Below are 18,717 nucleotides of genomic sequence, written 5' to 3'. Positions count from 1 at the left end.
CCGTCTTTCAGACGAAACGGCAATGAATCGACTGAGCATAATGCGCCCCTATGCGTATCAGCATTGTGACGCTACCGTGCGAGTCTGCCTGACAGGCCTCGTTCTACAGAAACAGAACACGATGAGCAGCATCGCGATCGATACAAAGTTTCTTCCGCTGAACAGAATGGGAACACGCAGAATCTCGAATAACGACACCATCAACACGGGATGCGCGCAACACCAGAACCCATTACCGTTGCGCCATCCTGAGTAACTTCTGCTGAACACCCAACCGATGAAAGCGGCGACGAACAGTCCAAACCAGCCCCATTCGTAGAAGTGCACGAAGATACCCGACGGATTGTTGAATTCCGGGTCGGCGTTGTTGCTCAGAAAGACAAGGTAGTCCGCGTTGAAATCGGGCCGTGCCAAAAGGAAATCGCCGAGAACGGGAAACCTGAACAACCAATCGAAGGTAAACACGGGTTCGCCTACACCCCAACCGAGAATCTTTAGAATCCCAGCGCCATTGTTGAGCGCAGTCGAGTAGTACAGCCCAAGCCGGTCGATCGCGAACTCGAAGATGTTGTTGTAGACGTTGATGTAGTAGCTCGCCCACGAGCGGTTGTATTCATTAGCGATGAAGAACCCGACCAGCGGAACGATGGCGGCATAGGGCCCGAGCATCAGAATCCTGGAAGGTCGATGCGAACGCCGGAATTTCAAAAACATTAACACGAGCGGAATCACGACCTCGATCAGCGCAAGGCGCTCTGCAAAAATAAAGCTTCTTAGCAGCGCCAACCCGAGGAGGACAAGCAGGTAGATTTTGTACCGTGTGATGCCCCGCTCCGGTTGCCGGAACACATAGAAGTACAACGGCACGTAAGCGACGGCCACCTGCGTCAGTGTGCTGATCCCAGCAATCCGACCTTTCACTTCAAGCAGGTCGTATGCGTTCGCGTTGCCGTCGAAGAACGACAGGATGAGCGCCGGGTGGGCGATCACGCCACTCATCATGGTCAGATAGCCGATCAATGAGAGCACAAAGAGTGCATCGAGCACCCATCGCGATATCTCGACCGGCACCTGAGTTACCGTTGGGGTCAATGTTCGGCCGAAGTAGGACACCGCCATTACGACAATGAGGAACAGTGCGCCGGCAAACGCATAGAAGCTGTCGAAATACACTTGTCCGATTGCTTTCGGATCGCCCAACAACTCCGTCGAAATCAGCGCGTAAAGCGGTAAGATGAAGAACAGCATCACGCGCGTCGGGTCCTCCCACCAGTAACCATTGAATGCACGTTGTCCGCGCATCGATATGCCGACATACTCTTGCGCCGGGCCAGTCCAGCGGGACCGTTCCGCCGGCTCGCCAATCTTGTGTTGCATCACGTTTCTCCTGAGACTGGCTGCCCAACGCGGCAAACCGCACCACTCGCCGCAATTCGGCTCAACTGGCATCCGACCGTAATTTACCGACACGGCCCGCTCTTGACAGGGGATTGGCGATGTAGCGCACCGCGCGATCGCTGACCGATGCCAACGGACTCAGACAAAGTACCGTCAAACAGGACACAGCAAATTTCTTGCGGATGCTCCAGAACGGATTGGCAAGCACTGTATGGAAATAGCTCCCCGATTCGAGCATGAACCAGCGCCATCGGCGCGCGAGCGGTGCTTGATACAGCCGGCTGGCAAAGTGTGCCTTTTCAGTTGAGAAGTCAAAAAAAGCCACGGGCAGCGTTTCACCGAGCCTCCGTTGCACGACGACGCGCAGCGTCGACCAGCGAGATTCAGCCTTTTTTGCTGAAGCCAGCGGACCTTCCGAATTGGCAAATGCGAGCGCCGCCGCAGAACCGTTGGCCCCGCTCGCGACGCTTGCTGCAGACCGGTGAACCCGATATCCGCCTAGCGGTAGATCGAGCATGTATACGTCGCCCAACAGTGCAATACCGTAGATCGCATAGAAATCTGCGCCATAGAGATTGTCGGTTGTGACGGGAATGGGGAATATCCGCTTCAGCGCCGCAACCCGGTAAGCGTTGCCTGAACCAGGTGGCGACGGATAGAGCCAACCCGCGCGCAGCAGCTTGCCGCAGTCGGCGACCGCCATGGATTGCGGTACAGTGACGCCCGTTTTGGCGCCTTCGTGGGTCACGACATCCAGCGTGAATTGCACCTTGACGTAGTCACCGGATGAAAATGCTGCGATGACGCGACTCACCGCGTCCGCATACAGTAGGTCGTCAGCGTCGAGAAAAATCACGTAAGTGCTATCGATATGCTCCAGCGCGCGATTGTAGGCTGCCACCTGGCCGCCGTTTTCCTGGAAGATCGCGGTGATGCGCTCGCCGTATGAATGGATGATGTCGCGTGAATCGTCCGTCGACCCGTCGTCGATGACGAGTACCTGCGTCGCGCCGGCGGTCTGCTTCAGCGCGGAATCGATCGCACCGCGTAGATACTCGCCGTAGTTGTAATTACAAATCACCACTGTCATATTCGACATGGTTTCCTCATGGAACTATCGTCCGATAGACGCTTCACGCGAAGCGCTGTCACAACAAGTAGTCAATCTGCAGGCCCGCCCGACATGCCTCGCTGTCTGCAAGCATGCAGCGGTAAGGTGATCCTTACCACTGCATGCTTGCGCCCGTCGGTGAGTTTGAGCGGCTGTGTCGTGCTGCTGCCACGCATAGATAGCTCACTGCGAGATCATTGTTCCGCAGGCTGTTCTGTAAAGCCACCGCGTCTGTAATCACCCAGCGTGCTATCCGCGTAACCGGCGTAACCGGCGTAACCATATTTGCCCGGCAATGCGTTGAAGTCGTTGAGCACCACGCCGCGGATCGGCACACCTGCCTGCGCCAATCTGCGAGCGCTCTCACGCATATCGGGCAAAGTGGTCACGCCATGGCGAGCCACCATGAAGACCGCGCCGGCGGCCTGCCCCAGCATGATCGCATCGGGGACCATCAGCAGCGGGGGGCCATCGATCACCACCATGTCGTATTGAGAGCTGACCTCCTCGATCAGGTTCGCCAATTCGGGGCGCAACAGCATCTCACTCGGACCGGACAGCACTTCTCCCGTGGACAGAAAGTCGAGCCCCGGCGACACGTTGCGGTGTAATACCGCCTCGAGGCGGCGGGTGCCCGCCACAACTTCTGACAGCCCTTGACCGCGTTCGACCTTCAAGTACTGATGCAAAACGCCCTTACGCAGATCGGCGTCGATCAGCAGCACGCGTTTATTCGACGCACCGGCCAGCGTTGCAAGATTCGCAGAGACGAACGACTTGCCGATGCCCGCCGTCGGACCGGTGATCAGCACAACTCGGTTACGCGCCTCCGGGAGCCTGAACTGCAGTATCGCGTAGAAGCTGCGCAGGCTTTCGATGGCGGCACCATTACTGGAGCCATGGGTGAGCATGAGAGGTTCCGTCGGCTTCGCCAGCGCGTCGCGACGCGTGTAATCGGGCAGACGGCCGTGCGGCGGCACCGTCGCGTACACGGGCAGCCCGATCGACGCTTCAATTTCCTGCGGGTCCTCCACCAGGCCGTGCACGCGCCGCCGGAAGAACACAAGACCCGCGCCGACCAGCAAACCCGAGAGTATCGAGCCGCCAATCACGACGCCGATGCGCGGCTGAATCGGCTGCTCTGTTGGCATCGCGGTGTCGATCAGCCGAACGCTACTCACCTTACCCGCGCCCACGAGCGTGAGTTGCTGACGGGTACCGAGCTGAATCCTGTACAAGTCGGCGTTGACCTGCACGTCACGCTGTAGTTGCACAACGCTCTGTTCGAGTGTCGGCAATGCCTGGGTGGCCCCCAGCACCGCTGCTAGCGCCGCCTGCGCGTCATGCAACTGGCGGTCGATTGCCTGCACCTCGGGATACTCCTCAGTGAAGCGCGACATTAATTCGTTGCGGCGCTGCTTCAGGTCGAACACCTTCACCTGATCCGCTACCGATTGTTGCAGCAGGGCCGCGCCGTACTGACTCGTATCAATCGTGCCGTGCTCGGCGCGGAACGCGTTGAGTCGGGTTTCGGCCGCTTCCAGTTGCGCCTTCAGCACCGGCAGTTGCGCGTCCAGAAAGCGGATCGACTTGTCCGCCTCGGCAGATTTACGCTGCACGTTCTGTTCGATATATGCGCGACCGATTTCATTCAGGATCCGGCTGTCCTCCTTCGGATCTGTGCCATCGAGCGTCGCGCCGATGATATTGGACTGTTTGCCTCTCTCCAGAACCGCGACGGCGTTCTGCAACGACTCGATCGTACCGGCTTCCGAATAGCGACTTAAATTGAAGGTTGCACCCGGCCTCCCGTCCACGCGCTGCACCAGCAGCTCGATCAGGCCATAAGGCGTCTGCTCGTGAAGCATCTGGCCGACATGGCCCTGAAGCTGAAACTTGTCCCCAAACAGGAATCCCCCGCCCGCAAGCGTGTAGCCTCCGCCTGGTTCCAGCGTCAGCCTAAGGGTCTTGCCGTACAGCCGCTCCGGGACGTTGAAAGTTGCGACGTCGATATTTTCCGTGCCGCTCACGTAGCCGCCGACCAGCGGAGTCGACAAGTTGTCCGAACGCGCAGAGAGCCACCAGCCGACGACTGGGATATACCGCGGTTTAGCCTCGATATAGAGCTTAAGGTTGTTGACCGCTTGCGATGTGACCATCCGCGACTTCAGTACCTCGATCTCGGATGACACATCGGTCTTCAAGTCGAACATCGACGACACATCGCCTAGCGCACTCTTTGGTGTGTCCGGACTCTGCTCGACCTGAACCAGGATATCGGAGCGATACACGGGCTGCTTGAACGTCGCGTAGGCAATGCCTGCTAGCAGAAACAGAAGTGTCGACCCGATGATGAGCCAACGCCCGTGATAGAGGGCGCTTAGATAGTGGCCTGCCGACGCAGGTTGCTGAAGCGCCGGCTCGAAGCCCGATGTTGACCAATTTGCGTGATTCACTGTCATAGACTCCTCAACCCTCTGGATTTCTCGGTCATTGCGCAGGCACCGCGCGGAAAAGCAGATTTCATTGCGTAAGCCCCTTCCTTGCCGAGTCCGCCTGCAGTTCTTGCCGTCGGAGTCTGCAGTTCAGCAACGCGTCTCCAGCGAGCGCGTTCCGATAGCAGTCGATTCGACGACATGAGAAATATTAATATGTATTCCATAGGAATTAATTTGCTTCGGCTGGGGTGCATGCTGTTCAGTACGCCCCTCTCGCGTCGAAGACTACTTTAAACGTTCTCAGCAGAATGCTGATGTCGAGCAGGGTTGAACGTTCTTTCACGTAAGAGACATCCAGTGCGACTCTCGTTGCATAGTCAACATTGCTTCGTCCGCTTACTTGCCACAATCCTGTCAATCCGGGTCTGACCGATAGGTAGTAGTAGGCGTCGACGCCATACCGTTCCAGCTCCTCGTTGACGATGGGTCGAGGGCCGACCAGGCTCATGTCGCCGCGAAGGATATTCCAGAGTTGAGGCAGTTCATCGAGACTCGTCTTGCGCAGAAACCGGCCGACGGAAGTGATGCGCACATCGTTCTTAAGCTTGAAATCGCGATTCCATTCCTCACGCGCGTTGGCGTCGGTGGCAAGGAGTTCTGCGAGAACGAGGTCGGCTTTCGGTACCATGGAGCGGAACTTTAAACAGCGAAACGTCCGTCCACCTTTTCCAACCCGGGGATGACCAAAGAAAGCTGACCCGCCGTCGCTCAGTACGATGCACCCCAACACAAGGAAAATCGGAAATAGCACGAGGAGCAAGGCGGACGCACCGAGGATATCGAGGGCGCGCTTCGTGAAGTCGCCTTTCCTGACCGGTATGTCAGGATCGTTCACCGCAGACAAGGTGCGGCAAGCCATAGGACTTGCCGCTGTCTCCGTTGACGCGTCCGAAGAAAACGATTCTTCGCTGCGACTGAATTCCGCGGTGCCATCCATATAAGAAGCTGAAAGGCCGAGGCCGCCTAGATCCGGATTTTCGGCGTACGAACGACTCACATAGTGGGTATCGAAAGGCGCGATTTCCTTTGACACTGATTCCGATACCTTGCCGACTAAAGCCATCGCTGCCCCCGGGTCGAAGTTCGTTGACGGATACATCAGTGTTTCGGTACTTCAAGTCGTACCGGTTATTTCAGCCAAAAATCAGAATAGAAATCTTTCCATACGATATGGAAAATGTATTCCGCGCACACGAGGCATCGTAAAGCTCGATAAATTCAATCCTGACTATTTCGTAGGAAGAATAGCTTTGAGATTCGACGACTATCTGCTGAACAGTCGTAAAATGCCGATGTCTTGGCTGATTCAGAAGTTGACAAATAGGTATCGCTAAACATCAGACGGTAATTATTGGCAATGCGAAAATGTTCTTCGGCAGCACGTTCCAGCTATCGTGTCGCGAAGTGATTGGCGACGAATTCAATAGATAAGTCGATATAAGCCGGCTTGCTGTCTCTTGCATTTTTGCATCTGGTCAACATGGCCTTTAATGCAAAGACACACTGCGCCTGCTCTGCATTTTGCCGAGCATGTAGACGTAGCGTATGCGTACGGAGACGGCTATTCCGTTCGGTACGACACATAACGCGCGGTTAGGAAAACGCTCCGATTACTGCGTCCATGTGTGTGATGAAAGAGGCTCGCCGCGTTGATGCTGGGCGTGGTTGAGATGATGGTGGAGTGCCGTCGAGTTCTCGTTTTCGCGATTGCGAAAACCGGCCGACAGTCGGTGATTGGATCACCTTGGACGCGTGGCCGACTCTGAGTGATGTCGCATGACATAGCCGTAGTCGGCCACGTTGAGCGCTACCGCCGCGAATTGCTCGACCAGCAGCATCGTGACCTTTCGTCGATCATGCCGCCGTCGAGCTGTAATCTACTTAAGCAGCGAATCCTTGCGGATTGGTCGACTGCCAGCGCCAGTGATCCGCACACATCCGCTCGATACCAAACTCCGCGCGCCAGCCAATCACATCCAAAGCTGCGGCCGGATCTGCAAAACACGAAGCCACGTCGCCAGGCCGCCGCGCCACAATCTCATAAGGCACCGGCCGCCCGGAGGCCTTCTCGAATGCCTTGACGACATCGATAACGCTATACCCCTGACCCGTGCCGAGATTGACCACGAAGCTCGCATCGCGCTTAACCAGCGCATCCAGCGCGGCCAGATGCCCACGCGCCAGGTCCACAACGTGGATATAGTCGCGCACGCCGGTACCATCGGGCGTTTCATAATCGCCACCGAACACTCGCAATTTCTCGAGCTTACCCACCGCAACCTGCGCCACATACGGCATCAGGTTATTCGGGACACCCGCCGGATCCTCTCCAATCAACCCGCTCTCATGCGCGCCAACCGGATTGAAATAGCGCAGCGTCGCAATCCGCCAGGAAGCATCCGCCACTTCCAGATCACGCAAAACCTGCTCGGCAATCAGCTTTGATTGGCCGTAAGGATTGGTGGCCGACAGCGGAAAGGATTCATCGATCGGTGAGCTTTCCGGCACGCCATAGACGGTTGCCGATGAACTGAACACGAACTGTTTCACATTGCGATCGCGCATCACGCCGAGCAGCGCCAGCAAACTGCCGACGTTGTTGCTGTAGTACTCGATTGGCTTGGCGACCGATTCGCCCACCGCTTTCAGCGCGGCAAAGTGAATCGCGCCGGTGATCGGGTGTGCGTCGAAAATACGGTTGAGTGCCGCTTCATCGCGCGCGTCGGCTTCGTAAAAGCTGACAGCCTTGCCGGTGATTTGCTCCACGCGCCGCAGCGATTCGCGGTTGCTGTTCACGAGATTGTCGATTACCACGACGTCGTAACCGCCGTTCAGCAGTTCGACACATGTGTGCGAGCCGATAAATCCTGCACCGCCCGTTACCAGAATCGTGCCCTTCGTGGTCATGCTGTTGCTCCGTTAAAGTAAAACGCCCGTCATTTTCTGTACCAGGTCTTTATACGTTTCGACGACAACGCGTTCGTCGAACTCTTGCGCGACTTTCTGCCGACCGCGTTCAGCCATTGCACGGCGCTCGGCGCCGCTCATGTCGAGCATCTGCGCCAGCTTCGCCGCGAGACTCTCTGCATTGCGCACTTCACACAGCAGTCCATTGACGCCGTCCGCCACCACTTCGCGGCAGCCGGGCACATCTGTCGTAACAATCGGCCGGCCCATCGCCGATGCTTCCATCAGTGTGCGGGGCACGCCCTCGCGATAGGAAGGCAGTACAACACAGTCCGCATCGGCGATGAAGGGCCGCACGTCGTGTGCCTCGCCAAGATACTCGATGATGCCTTCCTGCTCCCACGCGGCTACCTCTTCGCGTGTGATCGCGCTAGGGTTGTCGACGCCGACCGGACCGAGCAATTGGAGCCGCGCCTGCGGGTAACGTTCACGCAAACGCCGCGCGGCTTCGACATATTCGGCCACGCCCTTGTCCCACAAGAGCCGCCCGATCAGCACGAACTTGAACTCCGCGCGCTCCGGCAGCGCGGTGAAGGCGAACTGTTCGAGATCGACGCCTTCGCCATGCAAGAGGCGCGCACGCTCAGGATGCACCAACAAATTCTGCTCGACAAACGCGGCCTGGTCGTCGCGATTCAAAAACCAGATTTCGCGCGGGAAACGAAAGGCGAAACGGTACAGTTTTTTGGCCACTTGCGCCGCACGGCTCTGCTGGATGAAGACATAACCCAGCCCGGTGGTCACCGCCACCGACTGCACACCCGCCAGTTTCGCGGCGACCGAGCCGTAAATGTTCGGCTTGATCGTGTAATGGAACACGACGTGCGGGCGGATGCTTCTATACAAACGATACAACGACAAAAGCGTGCGCAGGTCGTCGCGCGGATTGGTGCCTTTGGACGCCACCGGCAATTCGATGCAGCGGCACCCCATCGCGGTGAGCAGTTCGAACGTGCGGTCGCGCGGCGCGAGCACCGTGACGTCGACGCCGCGTCCGACCAGCATGCGGATCAGTCCTTGCCGATACGTATAGATTGCCCAAGCGGTGTTACAGACGAGTGTAATGCGTAGCGCGGGCGTCGACTTCAAGGCAGGCTTCATGCGGGAACGGGCTCGACGGTGAATAACGGGGTGAAATGACGGGGTAAGGGAATCAATGGCTCGCACGTGGCGCGAGCAACGTGCGTTTGACCCGCTGCAATGCGCGGTAGGGTGTCACCAGGTGCAGCAGATTTTTAGCGAGACCCAGCCAGTCGTACAGATTGGCGGCGTTGAAGTAGCGCAATTGCAGCCGCAGCGTCGAGTTGACCTGGCGGCGCCGTTTGGTGGCGCTAATGCCGCCTTCGTTCAGTTCGTAATAGAGCCCGAGTTCCGGCAGATTCGCGCAGTCGTAGCGCTCCATCAGGCGCACGAACAGATCGAGGTCTTCGGCGGAAGGATACGCCGCGCGATAGTTGCCGACCGTACGAACCGCGTCGATGCGCAGCATCATCGAAGGATGCGCCAGACATGAACGGAAGAAGCGCAGGCGCCGGATCTCATTCGGTTCGGCGGGCGGCGTCAGCATGAAAAGCGCTTTCCCTTCACGCGTGACGATCTGCGTCCACATGCCGAGACCGGCCACTTGCGGATGCAACTCCATGAATACGCGTTGTTTGGCGAGCCGTTGCGGCACACTGCGGTCGCCCGCATCGATGCGGGCCGCGTAGCGAAAGCCGCGCTGGGCAAGGGCGTCGATGCCGGTTTGCAGCGCGCGTTCGATGCCGCCGTTCTGCGGCATACGCAGCACTTCGATCTTCATGTTCGGGATCGCCGGCGCGACGATCGGCGGCGTGCTGCCGTCGTCGACGATCAGTACGTGGACCAGCGCGCTTTCGCTGAACGAAGCCAGCGTTAGATCGACGTCGGCCTGGCCGTTATACGCGGGCATCAGGACGGCGACATCGTCGAGGGGAAGCGCTGTGGCGGATGAATTCGTCATGGGCGCAATTTGAAGCGAATGTAATAAAGATTCACTGACGCGGCAGCGAGATAACCGGCTGCGAGGCCCACCAGCGCACCGTAAGAGCCAAGCCGTGGAATCGCCAACAGATTGACGATGAACGCAACAGCCAGCGCCAGCAGCCACTTCGAGAGCAACACGAATTTGGCCTGATATTTCAGCACGATCAGATTGCCGATCGCTTCAATGCCGGCCGGCACCGAAAGCCACACGGCCCAGCGGAAAATCTCGATGGCGCCTTCAAAGTCCGGCCCGAATACGCGGCGGATGATGAAGCCGGCCAGCAGATCCAGCACGATCGCGCCGCTCACCATCAGCGCGGCGGTCATGGCGCTGAGCCGCCACACGTTGCGGCGCAATTGCGCGGCGTCCTGCACGCGGTAGACGAAGGCGGGCGCGATTGTCTGCGCGAGCATCAGCGCGAGCGTGATCCAGTTTTCGTTCAACTGCTGCGCGGCGGAATAACGCCCGAGGTCGGCGAAGGAAATCGCTCGCTCGAGCATCAGTCTGTCCAGTTTCAGGAATAGATACATACAGATCAGGCCGAGCCAGAACACCGTGCCCGCGGTCGCGAAGTGCTTGAAGAGCGAGCGGTCGAGGTGCCAGCCGAGCTTGCCGCCATGCCGGCGGACGTAATAGATCAGCAGAACCGCGCCGATCAACGCCGATTCGGCGGCCCACAGCCAGCCGAAGCGCGCGGGCGTCGCCATTGCGCGTACCAGCAGATAGACAAAGCCGGCCTTCAGCACCGCGGTGCTCATGCTGGTGAGCAACTGCGGCTTGCTGTACGTCATGCTTTGCAGCCACGCGTTGATCACGCCGACGAACGGCTCGCGAAACAGCATCGTCACCGCGAGCCCGGCGAGCATGGCGCCCACCAGCGGGTCGAAGAAGTGCAACGCGATGCCGAGCCATGTGAGCAGCAGCGCCGCGACGGAAACGGAGAAGCGCAGCGTAAAGGCGCTGCCGAGCACCGTGCCCAGTTGGGTTGGCGGCCGGTTGACGATGGTGGGAACCAGAATTTCCGCGCCGCACACCCAGGTGATCGGCGAAAGCACTAGCAGCAGCGTGTTTGCATACTGCCATTTGCCGAAGGTGTCCGGCCCGAAGTAGCGCGCCAGCATGCCGCTGATCACAATTGCCACACCGATCTGCGTGAGCCGTTCCAGCCCGAGCCAGACGATATTGGTGAAGGCGCGCGTGACGTCGGGATTGGCGAAGCGTTTGAGCGTCAGCATCCGGCGGACACTCGCCAGTGCAATAGCACCTGTTGTGCGGCTTGCGCCGATTGCGCCAATTGCGTGGGCGGCACCGGCGACGCGAGGGGCGCACTGTGCGCAACCGCCCACCCGGCCGCCTGTCGCGGCAACTTTACAAAAGGACGGCGTCTAAGCATTAGAATGGCGTTTATAAGGCTGGTCCGAAAAGCGCAATTATAAGTTGGAACCGGATCGCTTCCGGCAAGGGCGCTTCGCGATGTCTTATCCGTCGGTAATGAGTGAATTAGCTGTTCAATTTACCGATCCCTCAGCGATGCGCCGGTCAAAATTTTCCATTGCACGCAAGTGAGCCAACATGATCTCCAAATCTATTTTCAAGGCGTATGACATTCGCGGCGTAATCGGCAAGACGCTCGACGCCGACGCAGCGCGTTCGATCGGCCGGGCCTTCGGCAGCGAAGTGCGGGCGCAAGGCGGCGACGCCGTGGTGGTCGCGCGTGACGGGCGCCTCTCCGGTCCCGAGTTGGTAGAGGCGCTGTCGGACGGTCTGCGTGCGGCAGGTGTCGACGTGGTCAACGTCGGCATGGTGCCAACTCCGGTTGGCTACTTCGCGGCCAGCGTGCCGTTGAAGCTCGACGGCGGCGAACGCCGCGTCGATTCGTGCATTGTCGTGACGGGCAGCCACAATCCGCCTGACTACAACGGCTTCAAGATGGTCCTGCGCAGTGCGGCCATTTACGGCGAGCAGATCCTCGCGCTGCATCAGCGCATCGTCGACGAAAACTTCTCTGAAGGTAGTGGCACGTACACTGAGTACGACATTGCCGATGCGTATCTGGATCGCATCACGAGCGACGTCAAGCTCGCACGCCCGATCAAGATCGTGGTCGACACCGGCAACGGTGTGGCAGGCGGCCTCGCGCCGAAGCTGTTCAAGAAGCTCGGCTGCGAACTCGTGGAACTGTTCACCGAGATCGACGGCAACTTCCCGAACCATCACCCGGACCCGGCTCACCCGGAAAACCTCCAGGACGTGATCCGCGCGTTGAAGGAAACCGACGCTGAAATCGGCTTCGCGTTCGACGGCGACGGCGACCGCCTCGGCGTCGTCACCAAAGACGGCCAGATCATCTATCCGGACCGCCAGCTGATGCTGTTCGCCGAAGAAGTGCTGTCGCGCAACAAGGGCGCGCAGATCATTTACGACGTGAAGTGCACGCGCAATCTGGCCAAGTGGGTGAAGGACAAGGGCGGCGAACCGCTGATGTGGAAGACCGGCCACTCGCTCGTGAAGGCGAAACTGCGCGAAACCGGCGCGCCGCTGGCAGGCGAAATGAGCGGCCACGTGTTCTTCAAGGACCGCTGGTACGGGTTTGACGACGGCCTGTACACGGGCGCGCGCCTGCTGGAAATCCTCACGCGTGTGGAAGATCCGAGCAAGCTGCTGAACTCGCTGCCGAACTCGAATTCCACGCCGGAACTGCAATTGAAGCTCGAAGAAGGCGAAAACTTCGAGCTGATCGCGCGTTTGCAGCAAAACGCGAAGTTCACCGGCGCGGACGACATCGTGAAGATCGACGGCCTGCGTGTTGAGTATCCGGACGGCTTTGGCCTCGCGCGCTCGTCGAATACCACGCCGGTCGTGGTGATGCGTTTCGAAGCTGATAGCGACGAAGCGCTCAAGCGCATCCAGGAAGACTTCCGCCGCGTGATCATGGCGGAGAAGCCTGACGCGAAGCTGCCGTTCTAAAGGCTTGAGCGACGCCGTGGTTCGTCACGAACTGCGGCAGCCGTCGAACGCGGCGCGGGTTTCACTTACCGCGCCGCGTTTTTTCATGTCATTTACCCGTGGCGCGCTAGAATTGCCGTCCTCATGAGAAAACGCCGGGCCGCCCCAAGTTTTCTCATCCCCCTCGGGGGGCCTGGCGCGAAGCGACAGGTTCGGGGGCTCTCTCAACGCACTTCGGGCCGGATAGCCGGTTTTCCCACACTTGAGCGTGCAAAAGATACTGATCGTGAGGGTGTCGTCATTGGGCGACGTCGTTCACAACATGCCGGTGATCGCCGACATCCGACGCCGTCATCCCGATGCCCAGATCGACTGGCTCGTCGAAGAAAGCTTCGTCGGGCTCGTGGAGCTCGTCAGCGGCGTGCGGCGGCCGATCCCCGTGTCGCTGCGGCGCTGGCGCAAGCGTCTATTTTCGATCGACAACTGGCGCGAGATCGGCGCGTTTCGCCGCGCGCTCGCCGCCGAGAACTACGACCTCGTGATCGACTGCCAAGGGCTCATCAAGACCGCGTGGGTCGCGAGCATGGCGCGTGGACCCGTGGTCGGCCTCGCGAACCGTACCGACGGCGCGGGCTTCGAATGGCCGGTGCGCTTCTTCTACGACAAGCGCGTGCCGATCGAGCCGCGCACCCATGTAGTCGAGCGTACGCGCCAACTGGTGGCCGCGGCGCTGAACGATCCGCAGCCGCAACCCACCGACGATATCGACTTCGGCCTCGACACCGGGCGCGCGGCGCTGGCTTTGTCGGAGGCGAATCTGAACCTGCCGGTGCCGTACGTGGTGTTCGTGCACGCTACCTCGCGCGCCGACAAGCAGTGGCCCGATACCGCGTGGATCGAACTCGGTCAGTCTCTGGTGCGGCGCGGCGCCTCGATCGTGCTGCCGTGGGGCAGCGAGGAAGAGCGCGTCACCAGCGAACGTCTGGCGAAGGAATTCGGCGCTGCGGCCATCGTGCCGCCCAAGCTGTCGTTGCCGGCGGTGGTCGGTCTGATCGAGGGCGCTGCGGCGACGGTCGGCGTTGACACAGGTCTAGTTCACATTGCCGCGGCGCTGAAGCGGCCGACGGTCGAGTTGTACAATTTCGCCACCGCGTGGCGTACCGGCGGCTACTGGTCGCCGAACGTCGTCAATCTCGGCACGGCCGGCAAGCCGCCCACGCTGCAAGAAGTCAAGTCCGCGCTGGCCGGTTTCGGTCTGCTCTAATGTTGTAGCGCTGTAATGCGGTGTGCTTCGCCTTACGCTCCATCCGTTTTCAAGGGCGACCATGAACGAAACCCAGATCATCGAAGTAGCGAACGCTGACTGGCACGGACGCAATCTGTCCGTGCCGCGCGAGATGCTGCTGGCCGGCGTCGAACGCGGCAAGGTGCTGTATTTTCCGAACCTGCGCTTTGCCATTGAAGGCGGCGAACAGGCGTTGCTCGATCCCGCCCTGGCCGATCCGAACCGCAAGAACATCAGTCTTGAGCCGAACGGCGGCGCCTTGCACGGCGTGGCCGGCGATGCGGTCACGCAATCGGCGGTGCGCGCGTTGATCGCGCGTTATCAGGCCAATGCGCGCACGCTCGTCGATGAGCTGTTCCCCGAATACAACGGCAAGTTGCGCGTCGCGCCGACGAGCCTGCGGCTGCGTCAGGTGGAAGGGCGCGAGACGTCCTGGCGGAAGGACGATAGCCGTTTGCACGTCGATGCCTTTCCGTCACGGCCGAATTACGGCGAGCGCATTTTGCGCGTGTTCACCAACGTCAATCCGCATGGTGCACCGCGCGTGTGGCGCGTCGGCGAACCGTTCGAGGATATGGCCAAACGCTTCCTGCCGCGCATCAAACCGCAGATGCCGGGCTCGGCGTGGCTGCTGAACCTGCTGCACGTCACCAAATCGCCGCGCAGCGAATACGACCATCTAATGCTGAATCTGCACGACAGCATGAAGGCCGATCTCGACTATCAGAAGTCGAGCCCGCAGGAGACCATGCCGTTTCCGCCGGGCAGCGTGTGGGTGTGTTTCTCCGACCAGACTTCGCATGCGGTCATGTCCGGCCAGTTCATGCTGGAGCAGACCTTCTTCCTGCCGGTCAAGGCGATGGCGCAGCCGGAATGCGCACCGCTCGGCATTCTCGAGCGCCTGAAGGGCAGGGCGCTGGTTTGAGCGCCGCTTTCGCCTTTGATTGCGCGCGCCCGCTCGACGCGAAGCTCACGACGAAAGTGACAGTGGCACTCGCGCCGAGGCCTTGGTTTAAACGCGCGGAGTCTCGATGCTGAGGGCGATTTATAACGCGCTCTGGTGGATCGTCGCGCCGCTTGCCGTGCTGCGTTTGCTGATCCGTTCGCGCAAGGAGCGTGGCTATCGCGAGCATATCGCCGAGCGTTTCGGTTACTCGCGCGGCCGGTTGCCGGAAGACAACGCGCCGCTGATCTGGGTGCATGCGGTGTCGGTCGGGGAGACGCGTGCCGCGCAACCGCTAATCGACGCGTTGCTGAAGGCGCGTCCCGACGCACGAATTCTTTTGACGCATATGACGCCAAGTGGCCGTGCCACCGGTGAGCAGATTTTCGGCGACCGTGTGTTGCGCAGCTATCTGCCGTACGACATGCCGCACGCGGTGCGGCGGTTTTTGCGGGGGTGGCGGCCGTCGCTCGGTCTGGTGATGGAAACGGAAGTGTGGCCCACGCTGATCGACGAATGCCGTCGCGCGGATGTGCCGCTCGTGCTGACCAATGCGCGGATGTCGGCACGCTCGTATAAGCGCGCGGCCAAATTCGGCCATGCGACCAAGGACGTGTTCGGTGGATTTGCGCGCGTGTTGGCGCAGAGTCCGTCGGATGCGGAGCGGCTCACGGCACTCGGTGCGCGTAACGTCGCCGTGCTCGGCAATCTGAAGTTCGATATGAGCACGCCGCCGGAGTTGGCGGCGCGCGGCCATGCATGGCGTGCGGCGATCGGCACGCGGCCGGTGTGGGTCGCGGCCAGTACGCGCGAAGGCGAAGAGGAACTGGTGCTGCAGGCGTACGCGGCGCTTGGTATCGACGATGCGTTGCTGATCCTGGTGCCGCGTCATCCGCAACGGTTTACCGAAGTGGCGGCATTGGTCGAGAAGGCCGGTTTGCGTCTCGAGCGGCGTTCGACGTGGGCGCCTGCGGCGACGGTGGCATCGGCTGCTGCGACCACCAACGGTGGTGTGCCCGCTTTGCGTTCTGACGTCAACGTGCTGCTCGGCGATTCGATGGGCGAGTTGGGCGCTTACTATGCCGCCTCGGATCTGGCGTTTATCGGCGGGAGCTTGCTGCCGCTGGGCGGGCAGAATCTGATTGAGGCCTGTGCGGTCGGTGTGCCGGTGCTGATCGGGCCGCATGTGTTCAACTTCACGCAAGCCACGGCGGATGCGGTGGCGGCGGGTGCGGCGGTGCAGGTGCAAGACCCGGCTGATCTGGCGCGGGCGCTGCGCGAGCTGTTCGGTGATAAGGCAAGGCGGCTGGCGATGGGGGGGGCGGCCTCGGCGTTTGCCGCGCGCCACCGCGGCGCGACGACACGCACTGTTGATGTGTTGATGGCGTTGTTGCCGGAGTGAGGGGAGGCGCGAAAGCGCCCCGGCTTCAAAGCTTTGAAGCTTCGATGTACGCCCCTTGGGCTTAGGCCTTCAACAACCCTTTCTTCTCGATAAACTTCACCACCACATCCAGTCCGTCGAGCGCCTTCAGATTGCACATCACGAAGGGGCGCTCGCCGCGCATCTTCTTCGCGTCTGACGCCATCACGTCGAGATTCGCGCCGACCATCGGCGCGAGATCGGTCTTGTTGATCACCAGCAGATCCGATTTCGTAATGCCTGGGCCGCCTTTGCGCGGAATCTTCTCGCCGCCGGCCACGTCGATCACGTAGATCGTCAGATCCGATAACTCCGGGCTGAACGTCGCTGCCAGATTGTCGCCACCCGATTCAATGAACACGATGTCCGCATCCGGAAAACGCGTCAGCATGCGGTCGACGGCTTCGAGATTGATCGATGCGTCTTCACGAATTGCCGTGTGCGGGCAGCCGCCCGTTTCGACGCCCATGATCCGTTCGGCCGGCAACGCGCCCGCCACGGTCAACAGACGCTGGTCTTCTTTCGTATAGATGTCGTTGGTGATCGCGACGAGGTCGTACTGCTCGCGCATCGCCTTGCAGAGCATTTCGAGCAGCGTGGTCTTGCCCGAGCCGACTGGACCGCCGACGCCCACGCGCAACGGCGGCAGTTTCTTCGTGCGGACAGGCGGGTGAGCAGGGTGATGAGGTGCGTTCATGATGGAATCTTTTAAGAGCGAAAGAGCCGCGAATACTGCGACTCGTGACGTGCCGACAGAATGCCCAATTGCGGCGCGAAGGTGTTGATGTTGTCAGGTGAGGTGGCCAAGGCTCGCGTGACGGCGGCGTCGATCGGCGCGCGTAACGCGACGATAATGCGCTGGCCGGCGAGTTGGCCGAGCGGCACGGCCTTCAATGCAGCGGCAGCCTGGTTTTCCACCCAGCTGAAAGCGTAGGCGGCGAGCGCGGCGTCAGGCGCTACATCGTGTGCGAAAGCGGCGAAGGCGAAAGCCGTGGGCTGGGCCAGGGGCTTGAGCGATGCCAGCGTGGTGCGCCGTTCGGCGTCGCCCCATTCCAGCGAGACGCACAACTGTCGCAGCGACCAGCCCATCTGTTCCGTTTCGCGCCTGAGTTCAGCGGACTCCCGGCTTGCCAGGAATTCGCTGTTCGCTTCCTTTAAGCCGTCTGCGTCGTGCGCACGCCAGCGTTCCATCTGATGTGCGAGAAACGGCAGTTCGCCACGCGCGAGCACGTCGGTTAAACCGCTCGCGATCCAATCACGTGCGGAATCGGCATCGGTGATGAGTTGCGCTTCGATCGCGGCTTCGAGACCCTGCGAGTAGCTGAATGCGCCGATCGGCAGTGCCGGTGACGCAAGATGCAGCAGCGCCGTGAGCTCAGCGATGCGCATGGCGGTGATGATGCCCGTGGCCGCACGATTCGTCGTGGACGTGATCGTCGCCGTTGTGATCGTGCGAATGGTCGTTGCCGTGGTCATGCTCATGCGCGTGTCCCTGCGCGTGGCTATGACCGTGCTCATGATCCGGTTGGTCATGCCCATGCCCATGCGCGTGATCGTGCGCGTGACTATGACCGTGTTCGTGATCGTGTGGGTGGTCATGGTCATGGTCATGCGAATGCTCATGCCCATGATGCTCGCCGAACACCTGCTGCGCGATCGCATAGTCTTCAGCGAAGGTCTCATCGTGACCATGCTTATGACCGCCGCCATACGCGCCGGATTCCGGCTGGAACGGCATCGACACCTGGTCTACGCTTGCGCCGATGCGCTTGAGCATATCGGCCAGCACCGGATCGTATTCGAGCTTCAGATAATCCGCGCCGACTTCCACCGGCGTATGGCGATTGCCCAGGTGATACGCAGCGCGCGTCAGCGTCAATGCATCTTTCGCGCGCACATACAACACCGCTTCAGGCGCGGCGACTACGCGCACCAGACCGCCATCGTCGGCGACCAGAACATCGCTGTCGCGCAGCACGGTGCCGCGCGGCAGCAGCAGCGCGACTTCTTCGCCGTTATCGAGCGTTGCCGCGAGACGGCTCTTGCGGCGGTCGTCGAAAGCGAGCGTCAAGGTCGGCGCGCGCTTCACCAGCACGGGTGCCAGTTTCAGATGCGGTGCAATCAGTTTGTCGATAGTGCGCATG

General features: G+C 60.3%; 15 protein-coding genes and 1 pseudogene. 4 read left to right on the top strand and 12 right to left on the bottom strand.

The genetic code is table 11. The annotated features are described in order from the left end of the window. Window positions 1–57: 57 nt before the first annotated feature. From HHL24_RS30240 to HHL24_RS30200, 9 genes and pseudogenes are all read right to left on the bottom strand, one after another. A complete protein-coding gene (locus HHL24_RS30240) occupies window positions 58–1,377 on the bottom strand; it encodes an O-antigen polymerase (protein ID WP_329606768.1) in 1,320 nt (439 codons plus the stop codon). Window positions 1,378–1,438: 61 nt separating this feature from the next. Further along, window positions 1,439–2,497, bottom strand: coding sequence for a glycosyltransferase family 2 protein (locus HHL24_RS30235; protein ID WP_169489004.1), 1,059 nt, complete (start codon window positions 2,495–2,497; stop codon window positions 1,439–1,441). Window positions 2,498–2,703: 206 nt separating this feature from the next. After that, window positions 2,704–4,965: a polysaccharide biosynthesis tyrosine autokinase gene (locus HHL24_RS30230; protein WP_169489003.1), complete on the bottom strand. Its 2,262-nt coding sequence runs from the start codon at window positions 4,963–4,965 to the stop codon at window positions 2,704–2,706. 241 nt (window positions 4,966–5,206) lie between these two features. Then, window positions 5,207–6,070, bottom strand: a complete 864-nt coding sequence (locus tag HHL24_RS30225; RefSeq protein WP_169489042.1) for a sugar transferase — start codon at window positions 6,068–6,070, stop codon at window positions 5,207–5,209. 676 nt (window positions 6,071–6,746) lie between these two features. Then, window positions 6,747–6,851 (bottom strand): annotated as a pseudogene (locus tag HHL24_RS30220) (ABC transporter ATP-binding protein); the annotation flags it as partial. Window positions 6,852–6,888: 37 nt separating this feature from the next. Continuing rightward, window positions 6,889–7,914 (bottom strand): UDP-glucose 4-epimerase GalE, encoded by a 1,026-nt coding sequence (galE, locus tag HHL24_RS30215; RefSeq protein ID WP_169489002.1) that lies wholly within the window; start codon window positions 7,912–7,914, stop codon window positions 6,889–6,891. A 12-nt stretch (window positions 7,915–7,926) separates the two neighbouring features. Next, window positions 7,927–9,075 (bottom strand): glycosyltransferase family 4 protein, encoded by a 1,149-nt coding sequence (locus HHL24_RS30210; RefSeq protein WP_169489001.1) that lies wholly within the window; start codon window positions 9,073–9,075, stop codon window positions 7,927–7,929. Between the two features lie 52 nt (window positions 9,076–9,127). Then, a complete protein-coding gene (locus HHL24_RS30205; protein ID WP_169489000.1) occupies window positions 9,128–9,955 on the bottom strand; it encodes a glycosyltransferase in 828 nt (275 codons plus the stop codon). Next, a complete protein-coding gene (locus HHL24_RS30200; protein WP_169488999.1) occupies window positions 9,952–11,214 on the bottom strand; it encodes an oligosaccharide flippase family protein in 1,263 nt (420 codons plus the stop codon). The genes HHL24_RS30205 and HHL24_RS30200 overlap by 4 nt, the downstream gene beginning before the upstream one ends. Window positions 11,215–11,551: 337 nt before the next feature. Between HHL24_RS30200 and HHL24_RS30195 the strand changes: the two genes are divergently transcribed. From HHL24_RS30195 to waaA, 4 genes are all read left to right on the top strand, one after another. After that, window positions 11,552–12,946: a phosphomannomutase/phosphoglucomutase gene (locus HHL24_RS30195; protein ID WP_169488998.1), complete on the top strand. Its 1,395-nt coding sequence runs from the start codon at window positions 11,552–11,554 to the stop codon at window positions 12,944–12,946. Between the two features lie 241 nt (window positions 12,947–13,187). Next, on the top strand, window positions 13,188–14,189 hold the full coding sequence (gene waaC, locus HHL24_RS30190; RefSeq protein ID WP_169488997.1) for a lipopolysaccharide heptosyltransferase I: 1,002 nt from the start codon (window positions 13,188–13,190) through the stop codon (window positions 14,187–14,189). A gap of 61 nt (window positions 14,190–14,250) precedes the next feature. Then, a complete protein-coding gene (locus HHL24_RS30185; RefSeq protein ID WP_169488996.1) occupies window positions 14,251–15,135 on the top strand; it encodes a Kdo hydroxylase family protein in 885 nt (294 codons plus the stop codon). 106 nt (window positions 15,136–15,241) lie between these two features. Further along, entirely contained in the window at window positions 15,242–16,555 is a 1,314-nt protein-coding gene (gene waaA, locus HHL24_RS30180; protein WP_169488995.1) for a lipid IV(A) 3-deoxy-D-manno-octulosonic acid transferase, read from the top strand. 61 nt (window positions 16,556–16,616) lie between these two features. On the opposite strand, the gene ureG is transcribed toward waaA, so the two are convergent. From ureG to ureE, 3 genes are read right to left on the bottom strand one after another with little or no spacing between them, the layout of a single operon-like run. After that, window positions 16,617–17,270, bottom strand: coding sequence for an urease accessory protein UreG (gene ureG, locus HHL24_RS30175; protein WP_169488994.1), 654 nt, complete (start codon window positions 17,268–17,270; stop codon window positions 16,617–16,619). Between the two features lie 11 nt (window positions 17,271–17,281). Continuing rightward, entirely contained in the window at window positions 17,282–17,962 is a 681-nt protein-coding gene (locus tag HHL24_RS30170; RefSeq protein ID WP_169489041.1) for an urease accessory protein UreF, read from the bottom strand. Beyond that, window positions 17,949–18,716: an urease accessory protein UreE gene (gene ureE / locus HHL24_RS30165; protein WP_169488993.1), complete on the bottom strand. Its 768-nt coding sequence runs from the start codon at window positions 18,714–18,716 to the stop codon at window positions 17,949–17,951. The genes HHL24_RS30170 and ureE overlap by 14 nt, the downstream gene beginning before the upstream one ends. Window position 18,717 lies beyond the last annotated feature (1 nt).

The organism is Paraburkholderia polaris (assembly GCF_012927345.1).
In the GTDB taxonomy this organism is placed as follows: Bacteria; Pseudomonadota; Gammaproteobacteria; order Burkholderiales; family Burkholderiaceae; genus Paraburkholderia; species Paraburkholderia polaris.
The sequence above is the reverse complement of the archived record's forward strand: the minus strand, read 5'-3'. Positions and strand labels throughout refer to the sequence as shown.